22 protein-coding genes and 1 tRNA gene are annotated in these 19,458 nt (G+C 63.9%); 21 read left to right on the plus strand and 2 right to left on the minus strand.

The genetic code is table 11. The annotated features are described in order from the left end of the window. Positions 1-157: 157 nt before the first annotated feature. Positions 158-673: an HdeD family acid-resistance protein gene (locus FNJ84_RS17460; protein ID WP_143794592.1), complete on the plus strand. Its 516-nt coding sequence runs from the start codon at positions 158-160 to the stop codon at positions 671-673. Here the strand turns inward: FNJ84_RS17460 and FNJ84_RS17465 are convergent. Then, positions 670-1,167, minus strand: a complete 498-nt coding sequence (locus FNJ84_RS17465; RefSeq protein ID WP_255471274.1) for a hypothetical protein — start codon at positions 1,165-1,167, stop codon at positions 670-672. The genes FNJ84_RS17460 and FNJ84_RS17465 overlap by 4 nt on opposite strands. A gap of 81 nt (positions 1,168-1,248) precedes the next feature. On the opposite strand from FNJ84_RS17465, the gene rimO reads away from it, so the two are divergent. The 12 genes from rimO (at position 1,249) to FNJ84_RS17525 (ending at position 12,822) form a co-directional block, all read left to right on the plus strand. Further along, positions 1,249-2,613, plus strand: coding sequence for a 30S ribosomal protein S12 methylthiotransferase RimO (gene rimO, locus FNJ84_RS17470; RefSeq protein WP_143794593.1), 1,365 nt, complete (start codon positions 1,249-1,251; stop codon positions 2,611-2,613). 114 nt (positions 2,614-2,727) lie between these two features. Continuing rightward, entirely contained in the window at positions 2,728-3,339 is a 612-nt protein-coding gene (gene mobA, locus FNJ84_RS17475) for a molybdenum cofactor guanylyltransferase MobA (RefSeq protein ID WP_143794594.1), read from the plus strand. Then, a complete protein-coding gene (gene mobB / locus FNJ84_RS17480) occupies positions 3,336-3,839 on the plus strand; it encodes a molybdopterin-guanine dinucleotide biosynthesis protein B (RefSeq protein ID WP_143794595.1) in 504 nt (167 codons plus the stop codon). The genes mobA and mobB overlap by 4 nt, the downstream gene beginning before the upstream one ends. A gap of 25 nt (positions 3,840-3,864) precedes the next feature. Further along, on the plus strand, positions 3,865-4,428 hold the full coding sequence (locus FNJ84_RS17485; protein WP_221932006.1) for an invasion associated locus B family protein: 564 nt from the start codon (positions 3,865-3,867) through the stop codon (positions 4,426-4,428). A 110-nt stretch (positions 4,429-4,538) separates the two neighbouring features. After that, positions 4,539-6,137, plus strand: coding sequence for an ABC transporter substrate-binding protein (locus tag FNJ84_RS17490; RefSeq protein ID WP_143794597.1), 1,599 nt, complete (start codon positions 4,539-4,541; stop codon positions 6,135-6,137). A gap of 96 nt (positions 6,138-6,233) precedes the next feature. Beyond that, on the plus strand, positions 6,234-7,226 hold the full coding sequence (locus FNJ84_RS17495; RefSeq protein WP_221932007.1) for an ABC transporter permease: 993 nt from the start codon (positions 6,234-6,236) through the stop codon (positions 7,224-7,226). After that, a complete protein-coding gene (locus FNJ84_RS17500; protein WP_143794598.1) occupies positions 7,223-8,140 on the plus strand; it encodes an ABC transporter permease in 918 nt (305 codons plus the stop codon). Before FNJ84_RS17495 ends, FNJ84_RS17500 begins: the two co-directional genes overlap by 4 nt. Next, positions 8,137-9,006, plus strand: a complete 870-nt coding sequence (locus tag FNJ84_RS17505; RefSeq protein WP_143794599.1) for an ABC transporter ATP-binding protein — start codon at positions 8,137-8,139, stop codon at positions 9,004-9,006. The genes FNJ84_RS17500 and FNJ84_RS17505 overlap by 4 nt, the downstream gene beginning before the upstream one ends. 75 nt (positions 9,007-9,081) lie before the next feature. Further along, positions 9,082-9,834: an ABC transporter ATP-binding protein gene (locus FNJ84_RS17510; protein ID WP_143794600.1), complete on the plus strand. Its 753-nt coding sequence runs from the start codon at positions 9,082-9,084 to the stop codon at positions 9,832-9,834. A gap of 533 nt (positions 9,835-10,367) precedes the next feature. Further along, a complete protein-coding gene (locus FNJ84_RS17515; RefSeq protein ID WP_143794601.1) occupies positions 10,368-11,426 on the plus strand; it encodes an aldo/keto reductase in 1,059 nt (352 codons plus the stop codon). A 105-nt stretch (positions 11,427-11,531) separates the two neighbouring features. Continuing rightward, positions 11,532-12,485, plus strand: coding sequence for a DnaJ C-terminal domain-containing protein (locus FNJ84_RS17520; protein ID WP_143794602.1), 954 nt, complete (start codon positions 11,532-11,534; stop codon positions 12,483-12,485). Between the two features lie 4 nt (positions 12,486-12,489). Then, positions 12,490-12,822 (plus strand): hypothetical protein, encoded by a 333-nt coding sequence (locus FNJ84_RS17525; RefSeq protein WP_143794603.1) that lies wholly within the window; start codon positions 12,490-12,492, stop codon positions 12,820-12,822. Positions 12,823-12,845: 23 nt separating this feature from the next. Here FNJ84_RS17525 and FNJ84_RS17530 read toward each other — a convergent pair whose 3' ends face one another. After that, entirely contained in the window at positions 12,846-13,082 is a 237-nt protein-coding gene (locus FNJ84_RS17530) for a DUF1289 domain-containing protein (RefSeq protein ID WP_143794604.1), read from the minus strand. Positions 13,083-13,234: 152 nt separating this feature from the next. On the opposite strand from FNJ84_RS17530, the gene FNJ84_RS17535 reads away from it, so the two are divergent. The 8 genes from FNJ84_RS17535 to nusG all read left to right on the plus strand — a co-directional run bounded on the left by FNJ84_RS17535 (position 13,235) and on the right by nusG (position 19,446). Then, positions 13,235-13,891 (plus strand): CatB-related O-acetyltransferase, encoded by a 657-nt coding sequence (locus tag FNJ84_RS17535; protein ID WP_143794605.1) that lies wholly within the window; start codon positions 13,235-13,237, stop codon positions 13,889-13,891. A gap of 113 nt (positions 13,892-14,004) precedes the next feature. Next, positions 14,005-15,870, plus strand: a complete 1,866-nt coding sequence (locus FNJ84_RS17540) for an ABC transporter ATP-binding protein (RefSeq protein WP_143794606.1) — start codon at positions 14,005-14,007, stop codon at positions 15,868-15,870. Positions 15,871-16,002: 132 nt separating this feature from the next. Further along, a tRNA-Trp gene (locus tag FNJ84_RS17545) sits at positions 16,003-16,078 on the plus strand. A gap of 63 nt (positions 16,079-16,141) precedes the next feature. After that, positions 16,142-16,567 carry an Rrf2 family transcriptional regulator gene (locus FNJ84_RS17550; protein ID WP_143794607.1) on the plus strand — a complete coding sequence of 142 codons (426 nt, stop codon included), beginning with the start codon at positions 16,142-16,144 and terminating at the stop codon, positions 16,565-16,567. Positions 16,568-16,682: 115 nt separating this feature from the next. After that, a complete protein-coding gene (locus FNJ84_RS17555) occupies positions 16,683-17,456 on the plus strand; it encodes a sulfite exporter TauE/SafE family protein (RefSeq protein WP_143794608.1) in 774 nt (257 codons plus the stop codon). A gap of 148 nt (positions 17,457-17,604) precedes the next feature. Then, positions 17,605-18,489 (plus strand): hypothetical protein, encoded by an 885-nt coding sequence (locus FNJ84_RS17560; protein ID WP_143794609.1) that lies wholly within the window; start codon positions 17,605-17,607, stop codon positions 18,487-18,489. A gap of 54 nt (positions 18,490-18,543) precedes the next feature. After that, positions 18,544-18,738 (plus strand): preprotein translocase subunit SecE, encoded by a 195-nt coding sequence (secE, locus tag FNJ84_RS17565; RefSeq protein WP_143794610.1) that lies wholly within the window; start codon positions 18,544-18,546, stop codon positions 18,736-18,738. 171 nt (positions 18,739-18,909) lie between these two features. Further along, positions 18,910-19,446, plus strand: coding sequence for a transcription termination/antitermination protein NusG (nusG, locus tag FNJ84_RS17570; protein ID WP_143794611.1), 537 nt, complete (start codon positions 18,910-18,912; stop codon positions 19,444-19,446). Positions 19,447-19,458 lie beyond the last annotated feature (12 nt).

Consider the following 19,458-nt stretch of genomic DNA (forward strand, 5'->3'; position numbering starts at 1 on the left):
GCGGCAACCGGCGGCGATACCGCTGTTGCCGGCGCGCCATCGTTGCCCATGCGGCACAGGTCAGACGGGAATCGTCGGGTACGGATACACGTCATGATGGACAGGCCCCTGTAGGCATGGGACATTTTTCCCGTGTAACCAATGACGGAGGGACATCATGGGTTCTCGTATTTTCTGGATCATCGTCGGCGTGATTTCAATTCTGGCAGGGATCTTTGCCCTGGCCAATCCGCTGGCGGCAACGCTGACCGCGAATATGCTGGCGGGTTGGGGCTTCCTGATCGTCGGCGTGCTTCAGATCGTCGCTGTATTCCGGGCCGAAGGCTGGGGCGCGCGGATCTGGGCCGGTATCCTGGCGATTGCCTTCATCATCGTCGGCATTTCGCTGCTGGGCGAGCCGCTGTCGGGCGTCATCTCGCTGACGATCATGGTGGGGATCCTGTTCATGATCACCGGCATCGCGCGGATCATCATGGCCTTTTCGCTGCCGCGCGGCGGCGGGTTCTGGATGGTGCTGCTCAGCGGTGTGCTGGCCGTGATCCTGTCGTTCATGATCTTCGCGAACTTCCCCGCCTCGGCACTGTCCATCCTGGGCATCCTGCTGGCGGTCGAGCTGATCTCGAACGGGGTGGCGATGATCGCCCTGGGGTCGATCGACAGCCGCGAGGTCTAGGAACGCGGGCAATATCTCATCTGCGGGTCCAGTTGCAAATACTGGGCCGCGCTCATCTTGTGCATATCCAGCGAATATTGCCACTTGGCCAGCCAATGACGGCGGACATCGCCGCGATAAAACTGCGCCATGATATCGGCGACCAGCGGCGGAATGATCGAGGTGCCGGGCAGGCGCGGTGCGTGGAAGCCCACCGTTGCCCGCGGGGCAAGGCAGGCATTGGGCAGCGACAGATAGATGGTGCAGGCCGACCGGCAATAGCCGCGAATCCGCACCAGCTTGCCCGAGGCTTGCAGCCGCTGCCGGCGTGATACGGCGTCCATCACATTACCGCCGGAATCGTTGATGATGTCGATCACACCCTGCGCGGCGGCGGGCGTGGGGGGCAGCGCGGCCATCGGCAGCGACAGCGCAAGGACAAGCGAGACAAGGCGAAGGGCACGGGTCAACATGCCGTCAATCTGCGTCAGGTCCGAGCCTGTGAAAACCCACATTGCCGCGAGCGGTGCTTTCAGGTGCATTTTCTGTCCCTCTGCGCCCTTTTCCCATGGCCGAGGGCCTTATATATGGCGGTGATGACCCCGAATCCTCCTGATCTTCGCCCCGACCTTGCCCGCGCGCGCATCCCTGATGAACGCCGCGACGGCCAGCCCACCATCGGCATGGTCAGCCTTGGCTGTCCCAAGGCGCTGGTCGACAGCGAGCGCATCCTGACCCGGCTTCGGGCCGAGGGCTATGCCATCAGCCCCGATTATCAGGGCGCGGATGCGGTGATCGTGAACACCTGCGGCTTTCTGGACAGCGCCAAGGCTGAATCGCTGCAAGCCATCGGCGAGGCCTTGCAGGAAAACGGCCGGGTCATCGTGACTGGCTGTCTGGGGGCCGAGCCGGAATATATCACCGGCGCCCATCCCAAGGTTCTGGCCGTCACCGGGCCGCATCAATACGAATCGGTGCTGGACGCCGTCCATACCGCCGTGCCGCCCGCGCCCGATCCCTTTATCGACCTGTTGCCGGCCTCGGGTGTCAGCCTGACTCCGCGCCATTACAGCTATCTGAAGATCTCCGAGGGCTGTAACCACCACTGCAAATTCTGCATCATCCCCGACATGCGCGGCAAGCTGGTCAGCCGCCCCGCCCATGCCGTCATCCGAGAGGCGGAAAAGCTGGTCGATGCAGGGGTGAAAGAACTGCTGGTGATCAGCCAGGACACCAGCGCCTATGGCCTGGATCGCCGCCATGCCGAGGAACGCGGCCATCGCGCGCATATCGTCGATCTGGCCCGTGATCTTGGCGGTCTGGGGGCCTGGGTGCGGTTGCACTATGTCTATCCCTATCCCTTCGTGCGCGATTTGATCCCGCTGATGGCGGATGGCCTGGTGCTGCCCTATCTGGATATTCCGTTCCAGCATGCCCATCCCGACACATTACGCCGGATGGCGCGACCTGCGGCCGCGGCGAAAACCCTGGACGAAATAGCCGCCTGGCGCGCGGTCTGTCCCGATATCACCCTGCGCTCGACCTTCATCGTTGGCTATCCCGGCGAGACCGAGGCAGAGTTCCAGACCCTGCTGGACTGGCTGGACGAGGCGCAACTGGATCGTGTCGGTTGCTTCCAATACGAAAACGTCAAGGGCGCGCGCGCGAATGACCTGCCCGACCACGTCGCGGCAGAGGTCAAGCAGGACCGTTTCGACCGCTTCATGCAGAAGGCTCAGGCGATTTCCGAAGCCAAGCTGGCCGCGAAGGTCGGCAGCCGCATCGAGGTGATCGTCGACGAGGTCGATGCCGAGGGCGCCACCTGCCGCACCAAGGCCGATGCGCCGGAAATCGACGGCAACCTGTTCATTGATCAGGGGCATGAGGCGCTGAAACCCGGCGATATCGTCACGGTCACGGTGGACGAGGCCGGCGAATACGACCTGTGGGGCCGGCTGTAGCAGGGCCTTGCGGCGGCGCTGTGACCGCGCCAGACTGAACCGCATCATGCGACACAGCCTTTTCACGCCGATCCGTTCCGGTGCCGATGCCCCTCCTCTTTCCGCGAGGCGGGCATGACGGCGCGGCTGCCGGGCGTCGTTCTGGCGGGCGGTCAAGCCCGGCGAATGGGCGGCGGTGACAAGGCGTTGCGGCTGATTGCGGGGCAAAGCCTGCTGGACCGGGTGATCGCGCGGCTTGGGGCGCAATGCGCTCCTCTGGCGCTGAATGCCAATGGTGATCCGGCGCGGTTCGCGGGATTGGGGTTGCCGGTGCTGGCCGATGGGGTGCCGGGCTTTGTCGGGCCGCTGGCGGGGGTGCTGGCCGGGCTGGACTGGGCGGCGGGGCAGGGTGCCCCGGCCATCGTCACAGCCGCCGCCGACACGCCTTTCTTTCCCGATGATCTGGCGCTGCGGCTGCGTCAGGCGGTGGGCACGGGCGGCCTTGCGCTGGCCTTCAGCCCCGATGCCGATGGCGTGCCGCGCCAGCATCCGACGTTCGGCCTGTGGCCGGTCACCCTGCGCGAGCCGTTGCGCGCTGCGTTGCAATCGGGGCAGCGCCGCGTCGGGCAATGGGCCGCCGCACAGGGCGCGGTGCCGGTCGAATGGGCATCCGATCCGTTTGACCCGTTCTTCAACGTCAATACGCCGCAGGATTTGCAGCAAGCCGAAAGGATGGTGGCGAGATGAAGATCTTCGGGATTACGGGCCAGAAGAATTCGGGCAAGACCGACCTGGCCGGGCGGCTGATCGCCGCGTTCCGCGATCGCGGGTTGCTGGTCAGTGCGATCAAGCACAGCCACCACCCCGCCGATGTCGATATCGAGGGCACTGACAGCTTTCACCTGCGGGCCCAGGGGGCGCGGCAGGTGATTCTGTCCACCCCCGCCCGTTGGGCCCTGATGACTGAACTTCATGCGGCGGCCGAGCCGATGCTGACCGATCTGATCGCCCATCTTGAACCTTGCGATCTGGTTCTGGTCGAGGGCTATAAGACCGCGCCCCATCCCAAGATCGAATGCCACCGCCCCGAAACCGGAACGCCGCTGCTGGGGGCCGGATATGGCATTGTTGCGGTCGCCTCGACCGGGCGGCCCACGACCGATCTGCCGCTGCTGTCCCATGACGACACGCAGGCCATCGCCGATTTCGTCTGGTCCCATGCCGCGACCCTGCGCTATCAACCCTGACGACAGCTTTCACGATCAACCTGATATGAGACCGACCATGCGACATGTTCTGATTTCCGCCATTTTCGCCGCCGCGACCCTGCCCGCCCTTGCGCTGGCCCAGGATGCGCCGGCAGCCCCTGCCACCCCCGCGCAAGTGACGAACGGGCAGGTCTTTGGCGACTGGACCGTCCGCTGCGAGGCGCTTGGCGTGAATCGCACCCGCTGCATGCTGAGCCAGACCATCTCGGTCCGCGACAGCGGCGCGGTGCTGGCCGATCTTCTGGCATTCTGGACCGATGACGAGGACCAGCGCATTCTGGTGGCACAGGTGCCGGTTGGGGCGCATCTGCCCTCGGGCTTCGTGCTGCAACCCGAAGGCACGGAAGATGAGGCCGACCGGCTGGATTTCGTCTGGCAGACCTGTAATCCGCGCCTGTGCGAAGCCGTCGCCCTGCCCGACCAAGAGTCGCTGGACAAGCTGCTGGGTGCCGAACGGGTCCTGGCTGGTTATCGCCCCGCCGTAGGGGCCGAACCGGCGGTGTTCCCGATCTCGACCAACGGGCTGGTCGAGGGGCTGGAGGCGCTGAAACCCGCCGCAGCCGAATAGCGGCGCGTAAAACGGGGGCTTGCCAAACCGGCAGGCGATGGCCCAGTCTCAACGCATCAAGCTGGACCGCAGAGTTCGGCCCAGAAGGTCCAACCCAGGGAGACTAGGACATGAACAAGCTGCTGAACACGCGGGCGATTCTGCTGGCAAGCGCATTGGCCATCGCGCCCGCGGCCTATGCCGAAACGCCCGCCGATGTGTTGGTCGTGGCCCATACCATTGACGACATCATCAGCCTCGACCCGGCGCAGTCGTTTGAATTTTCGGGCAATGACGTCAGCAACAACACCTATGACCGGCTGGTCGATTTCGATCCGCTGGATCTGGACAAGGGCTTTCAGCCCAGCCTTGCCGAAAGCTGGGAGGTCAGCGAAGACGGCCTGTCGATCACCTTTACCATGCGCGAGGGCGTGACCTTCCATTCCGGCAATCCGGTCCGCGCCGAGGATGCCGCATGGTCGTTGCAGCGCGCCGTCAAGCTGGACAAGACCCCGGCCTTCATCCTGACCCAGTTCGGCTTTACCGCCGACAATGTCGAACAGAAAATCACCTTCGAGGGCAATACCCTCACCCTGACGATGGACAAGCCCTATGCCCCGTCCTTCGTGCTGAACTGCCTGACCGCCAATATCGCCAGCGTGGTCGACAAGGAACTGGTGATGCAGCATGTCGAGGGCGAGGACATGGGCAATACCTGGCTGTCCAATAACGACGCCGGTTCGGGCGCCTATGTGCTGGCCAGCTGGACGCCCAACGAGGCCGTGCAACTGACCGCCTATGAAGACTATTTCCAGGGCGCCCCCGCGATGAAGCGGGTCATCGTCAAGAACGTGCAGGAATCCAGCGCGCAGCGCCTGCAACTGGAAGCCGGCGACATCGACGTGGCCCGCAACCTGACGCCCACCGATGTCGAGGCCGTCAGTGCCTCGGAAGGGATCAAGATCCAGGACGAGCCGCGCGGCCGCATCCTGTATATGGGCCTGAACCAGAAGGACGAGGTGCTGTCGAACCCCGCTGTCATCGAGGCGATGAAATACCTGGTCAATTATCAGGGTATCGCGGACAGCTTCCTCAAGGGGCAGTTCATGGTGCATCAGTCCTTCCTGCCCTCGGGCTATCTGGGCGCGCTGGACGAGATGCCCTGGACCTATGACGTCGAGAAGGCAAAGGCCCTGATCGAAGAGGCCGGGATGTCCGGCAAGACCATCACCACCAAGGTCCGCGACCTGCGCGAATATGTGGACGTGGCACAGGCGCTTCAGGCATCCATGGCCGAGGCCGGGCTGACGCTGAACATCGAACAGATGACCGGCGCGCAGGTGCTGGACGCCTATCGCGCCCGCGAAGTGCCGATCTTCCTGGGCGAATGGGGCCCGGATTATTCCGATCCCAACACCAATGCCGCGACCTTCGCCTATAACCCCGATAACAGCGACGAGGCGAATGCGACCGGCCTTCTGGCCTGGCGCAATGCCTATGCCGTGCCGCAGGCCATGGGCGACGCGACCGTCGCCGCGACGCTTGAACAGGATGGCGACACCCGCGCGACCATGTATCAGGACATCCAGCGCCAATATCAGGCCGAGGCCCCGATCGTGCCGCTGTTCCAGCGGATCGAGCCGACCGGCCTGCGCGAAGGTGTGGAGAACTGGCAATCGGGCAAGACCGTGACCTCGGTGATCTATCGCGCCGTCACCAAGGGCGAGTGATCCTTGTCCGCGACTGATACGGAAAATGACGGGGGGCGGGCCGCTGGTCCGTCCCCTGCCGACCGTCGCGCCGCAACCCGCCGCCGGCTGAAGCGTATCGGCGGGGTGTTTCTGTCGCTGGCGCTGACGATGCTGGGCCTGTTGCTGGTGACATTCATCATCGGCCGCGTCATGCCCATTGATCCGGTGCTGAAGGTCGTGGGCGACCGCGCCACGCAGGCGCAATATGATGCCGCCTATGTCGCCATGGGGCTGGATCAGCCGCTTTATGTGCAGTTCATCCGCTATATCGGCGATGTTCTGACGGGTGATTTCGGTCGCTCGATCTCGACCGGGCAACTGGTCATCAATGATATCAAGCGGGTCTTTCCCGCGACCGTGGAGCTGGCCACGCTTGGCACCCTGATCGGCGTGCTGATCGGCGTGCCGCTTGGCGTGATCGCTGCCGCCAATCGCGGGGGATGGGTCGATCAGGTCGCCCGTGTCGTTGCGCTGATCGGATATTCGATGCCGATCTTCTGGCTGGGGCTGATGGGCCTTCTGATCTTCTATGGCATCCTTGGCTGGGTCGGTGGGCCGGGCCGGCAGGACATCATCTATTCCGGCATGGTGCCCACTGTCACCGGCCTCTTGATGGTCGATTCGCTGATCGCGGGCGATTGGGGGGCGTTCAAGGATGCCTTTTCCCACATCATCCTGCCCGCGTCGCTGCTGGGCTATTTCAGCCTTGCATATATCAGCCGCATGACCCGCAGCTTCATGCTGGAACAGCTTTCCGCCGAATATATCACCACCGCCCGCGTCAAGGGCCTGTCCGAGCGCGGGGTGATCTGGCGCCATGCCTTCCGCAATATCTCGATCCCGCTGATCACGGTGATCGCGCTATCCTTCGGCTCGCTGCTGGAGGGCTCGGTCCTGACCGAGATCATCTTCAGCTGGCCCGGCCTTGGCCAATACGTCACCAAGGCGCTGCTGGCCGGCGACATGAATGCCGTGCTTGGCGGCACCATCGTCATCGGCACCTGCTTCGTCGGGCTGAACCTTCTCAGCGATCTTCTCTATCGCGTGCTGGATCCGAGGTCGAAATGAGCGACGTGCAATACCAAAGCCGCCGCGACTGGCTGTTGACCGACGCGCCCCAGACCCGCCGGCAGGCGCGATTGGGCGCGATCTATCAGGGCTGGCTGACCTTTCGCGCCAACAAGCTGGCGATGTTCGGTCTGGTCATCCTGATCCTGCTGATCGTCATGGCGATCTTCGCGCCGCTTCTGGCGCCCTATAGCCCGTTCAGCCAGGACCTTACCAACCGCTTGCAACCGCCCGGCGCCGCCAATTGGCTGGGCACCGACCATCTGGGCCGCGATATCATGTCGCGGCTGATCCATGGCTCGCGCATCACCTTGTTCATCGTCGGCACGGTGGCGCTGATCGCGCCGATCATCGGTCTGTTCGTGGGCACCGTCGCAGGCTTCGCCGGGGGATGGGTCGACCAGGTGCTTATGCGCATCACCGATATCTTCCTGGCCTTCCCGAAGCTGATCCTCGCGCTCGCCTTTGTCGCTGCCCTCGGCGCAGGCATCGGCAACGCGGTGCTTGCCCTCGCCATCACCGCCTGGCCACCTTACGCGCGCCTTGCGCGGGCGGAAACGCTGACCATCCGCAACGCCGATTTCATCGCCGCCGCCCGGCTGCAAGGTGCCGGTCCCATGCGGCTGCTGATCGGCCATATCTGGCCGCTTTGTATCAGCTCGCTGATTGTCCGCGTGGCGCTGGACATGGCGGGGATCATCCTTTCCGCCGCCGGCCTCGGTTTTCTTGGCCTCGGTGCGCAGCCGCCCATGCCGGAATGGGGGGCGATGATCTCGGACGGGCGCACCTATATCCTCGATTTCTGGTGGGTCGCCGCGATGCCCGGTCTGGCCATCTTCATCGTCTCACTGGCCTTCAACCTGCTGGGCGACGGGCTGCGTGACGTGCTGGACCCGAAAGGGGCGAAAGAATGACCACCGCCTTGCTGTCCGTACAGAACTTGCGCGTGACCTTCCCCACGCGACAGGGCGCGTTTCAGGCCGTGCGCGGCGTCAGCTTCGACCTGGGCCGCGAACGCCTTGGCGTGGTCGGCGAATCCGGTTCCGGCAAATCCATGACCGGCCGCGCGATCCTTGGCCTCGTCCGCCCACCGGGCCGCGTCACCGCCGACCGCCTGACCTTGGGTGACCAGTCGATCCTGAACCTGCCGGAACGCCAGATGCGCGCCATTCGCGGCAATCGCATCAGCATGGTCATGCAGGACCCCAAGTTCAGCCTGAACCCGGTGATGCGCATCGGCGACCAGATTATCGAGGCCTATCGCCTCCATGCCGGAGGCGGCCGCGACGCCGCCCGCCAAAAGGCGCTGGACATGCTGCGCGCCGTCCAGATCCGCGACCCGGAACGGGTCATGGGGGCCTATCCGCACGAGGTTTCGGGCGGCATGGGCCAGCGCATCATGATCGCCATGATGCTGGCCCCTGACCCCGAAATCCTGATCGCGGACGAGCCGACCAGCGCGCTGGATGTCTCGGTTCGTACCGAGGTTCTGAACATCATGGACGGCCTTGTCCGCGACCGGGGGATGGGCTTGATCTTCATCAGCCACGACCTGAACCTGGTCGCGCAATTCTGCGACCGGGTGCTGATCATGTATGCCGGCCGCGTCGTCGAGACACTGGCGGCAAAAGACCTGCACAACGCCCGCCACCCTTACACCCAGGGCCTGCTGAACAGCCTGCCGCGCCTCGACCACCCGGTCGAACGCCTGGCGGTGCTGCAACGACAGGACAGTTGGCGCGACGTCCCCCTGCAAACCGACCTTCCGGGGGGGCTCTGACATGCGCCTGCTTTGGTCCGGAAATATCCCACGGGGGCGCGGGGGTGTGAAACCCCCGCTGCAACGGTGCCGCCCATGCTGACCGTTACCGATCTGAACGTCTGGTTCGGCTATCCCCCCGACCGCGTCGATGCGGTAAAGGCCGCCTCTTTCACTGTCGCGCAAGGCGAAAGCTTTGGCCTTGTCGGCGAATCCGGTTCCGGCAAATCGACGATCCTGCGCGCCATCACCGGGTTGATCGACACCTGGTCCGGCCAGATCGAGGTCGCCGGACAGGCCGTCGCGGGACGCAAACGCGACAGGGCGTTTCACAAGACCGTGCAGATGGTCTTTCAAGACCCCTATGCCAGCCTGCATCCGCGTCATTCGGTTGACCGGGTATTGTCGGAAACGCTGAAATTGCAAGGCATGGACGATATTGACGGCCGTATCAGCAGGCTTCTGAACGATGTGGGCCTTGGGAAGGGCTTCCGCTTTCGCTATCCGCACCAGCTGTCAGGCGGCCAGCGTCAGCGTGTTGCCATCGCTCGCGCCCTGGCTGCCGAACCCAAGCTGTTGCTGCTGGACGAACCTACCAGCGCGCTGGATGTCAGCGTGCAGGCCGAAATCCTGAACCTGTTGACGGACCTGCGGGCCGAACACGGGCTGACCTATGTAATGGTCAGCCATGATCTCGCCGTGGTCGGCCATATGTGCGACCGCCTGGCGGTCATGCGCGGCGGGCGGATCGAGGAAATCATGACAGTCGACCAACTGCGCCATGCCGGTGCGACGCAGGATTATACCCGGCACCTGATCGCCGCCAGTGCCGGATATGAACGCAGCTGATTATAAAATTCCGGCTGCCCATTAAATAATCGCAACGATTATATTTGCAGAATTGAATTAATATATAAAATTTAATCACCGTGCCAATAATGCACATTTTATTTCGGGAGTGATATGCCTGAACCGAACCTGCATTCGATTGCGCGCGGTGATTTGCGGCCTCCGCCCGCAGGGCCACAATCTGCTGGCCACCTGAATCCCTTTGCCGAGCGGCGCAAATCGCCATCCTTGCCAATGGCGGCGAAGCCCGTCCATCCGGCCGCAAATGCGCCGCCCCCCGAGCCCTGGCGAATGAGTCAGTATTTCGAGGCCGATCCGCCTCTGGATCCGATGCATCGCGCCAAAGCCCCAGGGGGCGGGTCCGCGACATCAGCGGTGGGACGGGGCTGGTGGTCATGCTGATGCGAGTTTTCGGCTTTATCCGCGAGGCTTGGCCTGGGGCGCAGAAATTCTGTTCCGGCAAGGGTTGCGCCCGTGCCGGCCATGGCTAGGTTTGCCCGGCATCAACAGGAAACCGGACAGGGATGACAGCCATGCAGCGGGTGAAACTCGGCGCCAGCGAAATCGAGGTCAGCGAGATCTGCCTTGGCACGATGACCTTTGGCCGGCAGACGGACGAGGCCGAGGCGCATGCCCAGATGGATATGGCCCTGCAAGCCGGGATCACCTTCCTGGATTGCGCGGAAATGTATCCGGTCAACCCGATCCGGCGTGACAGCATTGGCGATTCCGAACGCATCATCGGCAGTTGGCTGGCGCGAACCGGCCATCGCGACCGCGTCCAGATCGCGACCAAGATCACTGGCCCCAGCCAAATCGTGAATGACAGCCAGCCCTTTGACGGCGCCGCAGTGACGCGGGCCATCGACGCCTCGCTGGTTCGCCTGGGGACGGATCGCATCGACCTTTATCAGCTACACTGGCCGGTGCGCGGCTCTTATGCCTTCCGCCAAAGCTGGAACTATGATCCCTCGGGGCAGAACCGTGAACGCACGCTGGATCACATGCGCGACGTGCTGGCGGCGCTGGCTGCTGGCGTCAAGGCCGGCAAGATCCGTGCAGCGGGCCTGTCGAATGAAAGCGCCTGGGGTCTGACCCGCTGGATCGACATGGCCGAGGCGGGCGGCGGGCCGCGCATGGCCGCGATCCAGAACGAATATTCCCTGCTTTGCCGTCCCTACGATACCGATCTGGCCGAGGTCGCCGTGAACGAGGACGTCACGCTGCTGGCCTATTCGCCGCTGGCCGCCGGGCTGCTGACCGGAAAATATCAGCAGGGCGCCGTGCCGTCCGACAGTCGTGCCGCGGTGGACCGGGCGTCCGGCGGGCTGGGCAATCTGGGCGGGCGCAAGACCGAGCGCGCCTTGCAGGCCGTCGCGGCCTATCTGGAGCTGGCGGCTGGTGCGGGCTGGGATCCGGTGCATATGGCGATTTCCTGGCAGCTGACGCGGCCGTTCAAGCTGGTCCCGATCATCGGCGCGACCTCGGTGGTGCAGCTGGATCACCTGATCGCGGGATTGGGCCGCCGCATGGATCGCGATCTTGCGAAAACCATCGACCGGCTGAACAAGGCCCATCCCCTGCCATTCTGAAGGCCCGGCCGATTGGGGTCGGGGACGGACCCTTAAAAGCCTTGATGAAACCGTTCCGCCGCTTATCTTGTTGATCCAAAGGCAAGGATGCGAAGGGGCACAGACATGGCGGGCGATCCATACGCGGCATTGGGCGTGTCAAAAACCGCAAGCGATGCCGAGATCAAGAAGGCCTATCGCAAGATCGCCAAGTCCGATCACCCCGACCTGAACCCCGATCCCGCCGCGGCCGAACGGTTCAAGGCCGCCTCTGCCGCCTATGACCTGCTGAAGGATCCAGAACAGCGGCGCCGCTTTGACGCGGGCGAGATCGACGATCAGGGTCAGGAACGGCCTCAGCACCGCTATTACCGGCAGCATGCCGAAGCGGCGGGCAACCCTTATGCGCAGGAATACGGCTTTCAGGGCGACCCCGACCTGTCGGATGTGTTCGAGGATCTGTTCGGACGGCGCGGGCAGGGGGCGGGGCAGGGCGCTTTTCGCGGGTATCGGGCTGGCTCGGGCGGCGGCCCGCGCGAGGCCGATTTCAGCATGCGCGGCCAGGATCACCGTTTCCAGCTGGAGGTCGATTTCCTGACCGCCGCCAAAGGGGGCAAGACCCGCATTTCCCTGCCTGATGGCGGCGATCTGGAGGTGTCGATCCCGAAAGGCGCGCATGAGGGCCAGACCATCCGGCTGAAGGGCAAGGGCGGGCCGGGTTTCGGCAAGGGCGCGCCGGGTGACGCCTATCTGACGCTGTCGGTGGGGCAGCACCCCGATTTTCAGCGCGAAGGCGACGATATTTTCGTCACCCTGCCGATTTCGATCGACGAGGCCATTCTGGGCGGCAAGGTCGCCGTGCCCACCATTGACGGCCCGGTGAACCTGACCATTCCCAAGGGCGCGACCAGCGGGCAAAAGCTGCGCCTGCGCGGCCGTGGCGTCAATGGTGGCGATCAGCAGGTCGAGTTGAAGGTGGTGATGCCGGCCCGGCCCGATGACGAGTTGACGGCATTCATGGAAAACTGGCGCAAGAGCCATGGCTATGATCCGCGCGCCAAGACCAGGACGGGGGGCTGATCCGATGACCCGCATATATACCGAGGCTGAAACCATCGCCGCCATCGACGATCTGACCGGCGAGCGGCTTGTCACCTTCATCCGTGCCCGGATCGTTCAGCCCGTGCAGGGCGAGGCCGGCCAGATGTTCCGCGAGACCGACGTGGCACGCCTGCAATTGCTGTGCGACCTCAGCGATGCCTATGACCTGCCCGAGGATTCGCTGACGATGGTCATGTCGCTGATCGACCAGCTGAACACCATGCGCGGCGATATGCGTGCGCTGATGCAGGCGGTCGCGGCTGAAAACGACGAGGTTCGGCTGCGGATTCACACCCTTATTCGCGACCTGCGCTGAGGCCGGGGCGCCCCGGCATCGTCTCAGTCGTCGCGCCTGCCGCCCCGGCCGCCGCGGCGCTTTTTCAGCCGAGGCTTGCGGGCGGGCAATTCGTCCAGAACGGCCTGCCGGGCCTCGATGCTCATGCCGGCCCAGCCTGCGATCTCGGCCAGGCTGCGATAGCAACCGACGCAGATCCCCTCTTGCGGGTGGATGACGCAGATATTCACGCAGGGGCTTTGGGGTTCCATGCGGGTCCAGACAGGGGTGGTCTTGTTCATGGCCGGCACTCTATGCGGCGGGATGGCGGATGCAAGATGCAAGGGGGTTCCTGTCGCCCTGCGGATATGCTATGAGGCGTCAGCAACAGGAGTTTTAGTCATGGACCAGTCCCACATCTGACCTTTTTCGTTCAGACCTGTGAGGATTCCCCATGCTTGCCGACTTTCTTGATGCTTCTGCCCCCTATCCGATGCGTTTTGCCGATGGCCGGCTGAATCATGGTCTGGTTCACCTGAACCGGGTCATTGATCATCCGAATATCGCGATCGGCGATTTCACCTATGCCAGCAGTTTCGATCCGCCCCAGGACTGGGCCGTGCGGCTGGCGCCTTATACCTATCCCGGCGCGCCCGAATCGCTGCGCATCGGGCGGTTCTGCCAGATCGCCGATCAGGTGAGGATCATCACCGCTTCGGCCAATCATCCGATGGCGGGGATCTCGACCTATCCCTTCGGGATTTTCGATCACCAGCGATTGCCCGACTATATGGACCAGATCACTGGCCTGCCCGATACGGTGATCGGGCATGACGTGTGGCTGGGCGACGGGGTAAGGGTGCTGCCGGGGGTGCGGATCGGGTCGGGCGTGATCGCCGGGGCAGGGGCGGTGATCAGCAAGGATGTGCCCGACTATGCCATCGTCGCAGGCAATCCCGCACGGATCATCCGCTTTCGTTTCGCGCCCGAGCAGATCGCCGCGCTGCTGGCCCTGGGCTGGTGGAACTGGCCGGTCGAGGTCATCAGCCGTGCCACTGCCGCCTTGGCGCGCGCTGATATCGGGGCGCTGTCGGCATTGGCGCAGCGATAACGGCCCGGTTGCCGTCTTTACTTGCCACGGACTTGACCCAAGGCGGGTGAATCCTCAAATTGTCACGCTCTTGTCTCGTCCGGATGACAGAGCTTTGTTCGAAAGGTGATCCGATGTTTCGCTGGTTTGAAAGCCGGCTTGATCCCTATCCGCTGGATCGGCCGCAGATGCCGCCCCGCAATTTCTGGGGCTTCCTGCTGCATTATTCGCGTGGTGCGGTGCCCTGGCTGGTGCTGCTGGCGATCGGCTCTGGCCTGATCGCGCTGATCGAGGTGATGCTGTTCGGCTATCTGGGCGATCTGGTGAACCGCCTGGCCGAAACGCCGCGCGATCAGTTCTGGCAGGTCGAAGGCAGCCGGCTTGCGGTGATGGGCGGGCTGCTGCTGATCGCGCTGCCGGTGCTGAATGCGTTGTCCAGCATGGTGATGCATCAGACCTTGTTGGGCAATTTTCCGCAGCGCATTCGCTGGCAGGCGCATCGCTATCTGCTGCGCCAGTCGGTCGGCTATTTTCAGGATGAATTTGCCGGGCGCATCGCGCAGCGGCTGATGCAGACTGCGCTGGCCGTGCGCGAAGTCGCGATGAAGATGATGGATGTGGCATCCTATGTGATCATCTATTTCATCGGCGCGCTGGTGCTGGCGGCCAGTCAGGACTGGCGCCTCGCCTTGCCCTTTGTGGCCTGGGGCGCGGCTTATGGGGTGATGCTGTGGCAGATCATTCCCCGCCTGGGGCGCGTGGCCGAGGCGCAGGCCGATGCGCGCTCGGCGATGACCGGGCAGGTTGTCGACAGCTACACCAATATCGCGACGGTCAAGCTGTTTTCCCATTCCGACCGCGAAGAGGCCTGGATGCGGCGCGGCATGGACCGCTTCTTGCAGACGGTCTATCGCCAGATGCGCCTGTCGGCGCTTCAGGACATGCTGCTGACGGCGATCAACGTATCGCTGGTGGCGGCGGTGACGGCGGTGGGCCTGATGCTGTGGACCAGCGGGCAGATCTCGGTCGGGGCGGTGGCGGTGGCGGTGCCGCTGGCGCTGCGGCTGAACAACATGGCGCATTGGATCATGTGGGAATTTGCCGCCCTGTTCGAGAATGTCGGCACGGTGCGTGATGGCATCGCCTCGCTGGCCTTGCCGCGCGCGGTTCAGGATGCCCCCGATGCGCGGCCATTGCTGCCAGGTCCGGGTGCGGTGCGGTTCGATCATGTAACCTTCCGATATGGCGCCGACGAGGCCGATCGGCCGCTGGCCGTTCTGGACGACCTGACGCTGCATATCGCGCCGGGCGAGCGGGTCGGGCTGATCGGGCGTTCGGGCGCGGGCAAGTCGACGCTGGTGAATCTGCTGCTGCGCTTTCACGACCTTGAAAGCGGGGCGATCACCATTGACGGGCAGGATGTGTCTCGGGTCACGCAGGACAGTCTGCGCGCGGCAATCGGGGTGGTAACGCAGGACAGTTCGCTGCTGCATCGGTCCGTGCGCGAGAACATCGCTTATGGCCGGCCCGATTCCGCCGAGGACGAGATCTGGGAGGCCGCCGCCATGGCAGAGGCGCAGGGTTTCATTCCCGATCTGTCGGACAGCCATGGCCGTTCCGGTCTGGATGCGCATGTGGGTGAGCGTGGCGTGAAACTGTCTGGCGGCCAACGCCAGCGCATCGCCATTGCCCGCGTGGCGCTGAAAGACGCGCCGGTCCTGGTTCTGGACGAGGCGACAAGTGCCCTGGACAGCGAGGCCGAGGCAGCCATTCAGTCGCGGCTGGATGTGCTGATGGCAGGCAAGACGGTGATCGCCATCGCCCACCGCCTGTCCACCATCGCGGCCATGGACCGGCTGGTCGTGATGGAGGGCGGGCGCATTGTCGAGATGGGCCGCCATGCCGAACTTCTGGCCCAGAATGGGCTGTATGCGCGGCTGTGGTCACGCCAGTCGGGCGGCTTCCTTGCTGCTGATGCGGTCGAGGACGCGGCCGAGTAGCGCATCTGATCGGGCCGGTCGCGCGGGGCGCGCGGTCGGCTGCCTCCGGCGGGGATATTTGGATGAAGAAGAAAGGGCGCGTAAACGCCCTTGCGCCGCGCGCGGCTGTGGCGTAAACGGACCTCCGGCCTTAGGGGTATAGCTCAGTTGGTAGAGCATCGGTCTCCAAAACCGAGGGTCGTGGGTTCGAGTCCCCCTGCCCCTGCCAGGCCTTTCCGAACAGTTGAAGTGCTGTCGTTGACCTGATCCGCCGTCGGGCGTATCGGGATTCATGCTGTCCCAGAAAGCCCGCTATGCCTTTCATGCCATGACCTATCTTGCCCGCAAGGGCGAGCCGGCCTCGGTTGCCGAGATCGCGGCCGCAGAGGCGATGCCGGTCAAGTTTCTGGAACAGGTGATGGCGGCGCTGAAGGCCGACGGGCTGGTGATTTCGCGGCGCGGGGCAGGGGGTGGCTATCGCCTGGCGCGGCCTGCCGATCAGATCAGCTTTGCCGCCGTGTTGCGCTGCATCGACGGGCCGCTTGCCCTTGCGCCCTGTGTCAGCCAGCGGGCGTATGCGCCTTGTGCCGATTGCAAGACACCCGAGGAATGCGAGATCAGCCGGGTCCTGATGGCCGTGCGCGACACCACGGCGCTGCTGCTGGAGGGCACCTCGCTGGCCGAGATGATCGGCGGGCCCAGAATTTCGTTTCGTTAGTGGCGCCCGTGGGCCGAATCCGGGCGGATCGGCGGGGTGAAGCGTCACAGCCATTTATCCCAGTTTACAGATGGGAATTATAGATTAATGATTCGCCCAGTTTCGGGAGAATCGGATGGAAGATTCGTTCATGCTGTTCGCGCTGGTGGGCTTTCTGGCCCAGATCGTGGATGGCGCGTTGGGCATGGCCTATGGTGTGGTGTCGTCCTCGGTTCTGCTGAGCTTTGGGGTGACGCCGGCTGCCGCCTCGGCCGCGGTGCATGCCGCCGAGTGTTTTACCACCGGGGCCAGCGCCGCCAGTCATGTCTGGCATCGCAATGTGAACTGGCGCCTGTTCTGGGCGCTGATGCCAGCCGGCGTTCTGGGCGGCGTTCTGGGGGCCTATCTGCTGACCAGTTTCGATGCCGGGTTCATGCGCCCTGTCGTGGCCGCCTATCTGGGACTGATGGGCATCTATATTCTGTGGCGTGCCTATAACTTTCCCGATCAATATCGCGAGCATACGCGTGGTTTTGCCGGCGGGCTTGGCGTGGTCGGCGGCTTCATGGATGCGGCGGGCGGCGGTGGCTGGGGTCCGGTTGTGTCGACCGGCCTGCTGGGCACCGGAGGGGCGCCGCGCCCGGTGATCGGCACCGTGAATACGGCCGAGTTCTTTCTGACGCTGGCGGTTTCGGTCGCCTTCCTTGGTGCGCTGCTGACCGGGTATTGGGAAAATGAGGCCGGATTGGCCGGCCATGGCAGCGCCATTCTGGGCCTGATCGTGGGCGGCCTGGCGGCGGCGCCCTTGGCGGGCTATGTCGTGCGCGTTATTCCGCATCGGATGTTGCTGGTCATCGTGGGTGTGCTGATCTGCGCGTTGTCGATCTATCAGACCTCGCGGCTGCTTTGATGGCCGTTGATTCCCTGCTGCCATCCTTGCGCGACCCGATCTGTCGCGCATAGGGTGGCGTCGCTGGCAAGGATCGGTGGCAACGGTGGGTGGCCGTTCCATGGGATGTTGCGCGGATGGCAGAGAAAGAAATGCAGGAAGGCCGGGTTTGAGCGTATCCATCCATGTCGGCGCACATAAGACCGCCACGACGCATCTGACCAATTGTATTGACCGGATCGAACGGCAGATGATCGCCGCAGGCACGATGTTTCTGGGCCCGGAAAGCCTGCGCCATGCGCCGCTGAACCTGCGGGCGCTGCTGAACCGGCCCGACGCCAACGCCGAGAAACAGGCCAGCGGCAGTGCGATTCTGCGCGGGCTGATCGACGACCACCGCAATCTCGTCATCTCGGAAGAACAGATTTTGGGCGCCATCGCCAATGGCAACCTGACGGATGAGGCGGGGCGCGTCTATCCGAAGGCGGGGATGCGCCTGCGTCATCTGCTTGACCTGATCGGCACGCGGGACGTGACGGTCTTTCTGGCCTGCCGGTCGCCGGCCGATTTCCTGACCTCGGCCTTTGGGGAATATCTGCGCCATAACGGCCCGTTGCGGATCGAGGATTTTCTGGGCGATTTCGACCCAAGGGCACTGCGCTGGTCCGAACTGGCCGAGCGGTTGATGCAGGAAAGCGGAGCCGCGCGCATGATCTGCTGGCGCTATGAGGATCTGGCCGCTATCCGGCCCGAATTGCTGCGCAGCCTGTTGGGGCCGGATCTGGCTGCGATCGTGCCGGATCTGCCGCCGACCCGATTAGGCCTGTCGGATGCGGCCTATCGGGCGCTGCTGGCGCAGTCCGAAGGCGATACGGCGACGCGCGAGATGACCGGGAAGGTTCTGAGGGCGATGCCCAAGCAGGGGCAGGCGGATCGCTTGCGGGCGCTGCCGCAGGCGTTGCATGACGAATGCGACCGGCTATACGCCGCCGATTGCGCCCGGATCGCGGCCATGCCGGCGGTTCGGTTCCTGTCACCGCCTGTGCAGGGTTGAAAGGCGCGCAGGGCTTCGCTACATCAGGGCCGCATTCTTATTAGGAGGCCGCACGTGGCCAACCCCGTCAAGTTCATCGCCGAGGTCCGCGCCGAGGCCGCCAAGATCACCTGGCCCACGCGGCGCGAGGTCGTGACAACCACCATCATGGTGCTGATCATGGCCGCGCTGACCAGCGTGTTCTTCTTTCTGGTCGACCTGATCATTCGGTTCGGCCTGACCGAAGGGTTGCGCGCCATCAGCGGCTGACGGGGCTTGCATTCGCCGGTTGGGGGGGCTATTCCCGCCCGACCTGCCCGGACTGCGGCGTGCATCGATTCGATATGCGCGCCGATTTCAATTTTGCCGGGCCAATTGAATTCAATGGGTTAGCGTTGTGCATCCGCGTCGCGCCCTTCAGGATCAGGGATCGCTAGAGGCATGGCAAAACGTTGGTATTCGGTCAGCGTCCTGTCGAATTTCGAAAAGAAGGTCGCCGAGGCGATCCGTCAGGCAGTGGCCGAAAAGGGCCTTGAGGAACAGATCGACGAAGTTCTGGTCCCGACTGAAGAAGTGATCGAGATCCGGCGCGGCAAGAAGGTGACGTCCGAGCGGCGCTTTATGCCCGGTTATGTGCTGGTGCACATGGAAATGTCGGATCGGACCTATCATCTGGTCAATTCGATCAACCGGGTCACGGGTTTTCTTGGTGCCCAGGGCAAGCCGATGCCGATGCGCGATGACGAGGTGAACTCGATCCTCAACCGGACCGGCGATGGCGAACAGGCGGCGCCGCGCAATCTGATTCGCTTTGATGTGGGCGAGACCGTGAATGTCACGGATGGCCCGTTCGAGGGCTTCTCGGGCATGGTCGAAGAGGTCGACGAGATTTCCTCGCGCATCAAGGTCACCGTTTCGATCTTTGGTCGGCCAACGCCGGTCGAACTGGAATTCACGCAGGTTTCCAAGACCGCGTGATGTCGCCGCGGG

The organism is Paracoccus sp. M683 (genome assembly GCF_007096355.1).
Taxonomy (GTDB): Bacteria; Pseudomonadota; Alphaproteobacteria; order Rhodobacterales; family Rhodobacteraceae; genus Paracoccus.

What these genes read in the sequence shown, in the direction of transcription:
- mobB (WP_143794595.1), top strand. Translation starts at nt 3,336, where the DNA reads ATGAAGATCTTCGGGATTACGGGCCAGAAGAATTCGGGCAAGACCGAC.
- FNJ84_RS17505 (WP_143794599.1), top strand. Translation starts at nt 8,137, where the DNA reads ATGACCACCGCCTTGCTGTCCGTACAGAACTTGCGCGTGACCTTCCCC.
- FNJ84_RS17550 (WP_143794607.1), top strand. Translation starts at nt 16,142, where the DNA reads ATGCTGTCCCAGAAAGCCCGCTATGCCTTTCATGCCATGACCTATCTT.
- FNJ84_RS17500 (WP_143794598.1), top strand. Translation starts at nt 7,223, where the DNA reads ATGAGCGACGTGCAATACCAAAGCCGCCGCGACTGGCTGTTGACCGAC.
- FNJ84_RS17540 (WP_143794606.1), top strand. Translation starts at nt 14,005, where the DNA reads ATGTTTCGCTGGTTTGAAAGCCGGCTTGATCCCTATCCGCTGGATCGG.
- FNJ84_RS17525 (WP_143794603.1), top strand. Translation starts at nt 12,490, where the DNA reads ATGACCCGCATATATACCGAGGCTGAAACCATCGCCGCCATCGACGAT.
- rimO (WP_143794593.1), top strand. Translation starts at nt 1,249, where the DNA reads ATGACCCCGAATCCTCCTGATCTTCGCCCCGACCTTGCCCGCGCGCGC.
- FNJ84_RS17510 (WP_143794600.1), top strand. Translation starts at nt 9,082, where the DNA reads ATGCTGACCGTTACCGATCTGAACGTCTGGTTCGGCTATCCCCCCGAC.
- FNJ84_RS17465 (WP_255471274.1), bottom strand. Translation starts at nt 1,167, where the DNA reads ATGTGGGTTTTCACAGGCTCGGACCTGACGCAGATTGACGGCATGTTG.
- mobA (WP_143794594.1), top strand. Translation starts at nt 2,728, where the DNA reads ATGACGGCGCGGCTGCCGGGCGTCGTTCTGGCGGGCGGTCAAGCCCGG.
- FNJ84_RS17530 (WP_143794604.1), bottom strand. Translation starts at nt 13,082, where the DNA reads ATGAACAAGACCACCCCTGTCTGGACCCGCATGGAACCCCAAAGCCCC.
- FNJ84_RS17460 (WP_143794592.1), top strand. Translation starts at nt 158, where the DNA reads ATGGGTTCTCGTATTTTCTGGATCATCGTCGGCGTGATTTCAATTCTG.
- FNJ84_RS17555 (WP_143794608.1), top strand. Translation starts at nt 16,683, where the DNA reads ATGGAAGATTCGTTCATGCTGTTCGCGCTGGTGGGCTTTCTGGCCCAG.
- FNJ84_RS17490 (WP_143794597.1), top strand. Translation starts at nt 4,539, where the DNA reads ATGAACAAGCTGCTGAACACGCGGGCGATTCTGCTGGCAAGCGCATTG.
- FNJ84_RS17515 (WP_143794601.1), top strand. Translation starts at nt 10,368, where the DNA reads ATGCAGCGGGTGAAACTCGGCGCCAGCGAAATCGAGGTCAGCGAGATC.
- nusG (WP_143794611.1), top strand. Translation starts at nt 18,910, where the DNA reads ATGGCAAAACGTTGGTATTCGGTCAGCGTCCTGTCGAATTTCGAAAAG.
- FNJ84_RS17485 (WP_221932006.1), top strand. Translation starts at nt 3,865, where the DNA reads ATGAGACCGACCATGCGACATGTTCTGATTTCCGCCATTTTCGCCGCC.
- FNJ84_RS17535 (WP_143794605.1), top strand. Translation starts at nt 13,235, where the DNA reads ATGCTTGCCGACTTTCTTGATGCTTCTGCCCCCTATCCGATGCGTTTT.
- FNJ84_RS17520 (WP_143794602.1), top strand. Translation starts at nt 11,532, where the DNA reads ATGGCGGGCGATCCATACGCGGCATTGGGCGTGTCAAAAACCGCAAGC.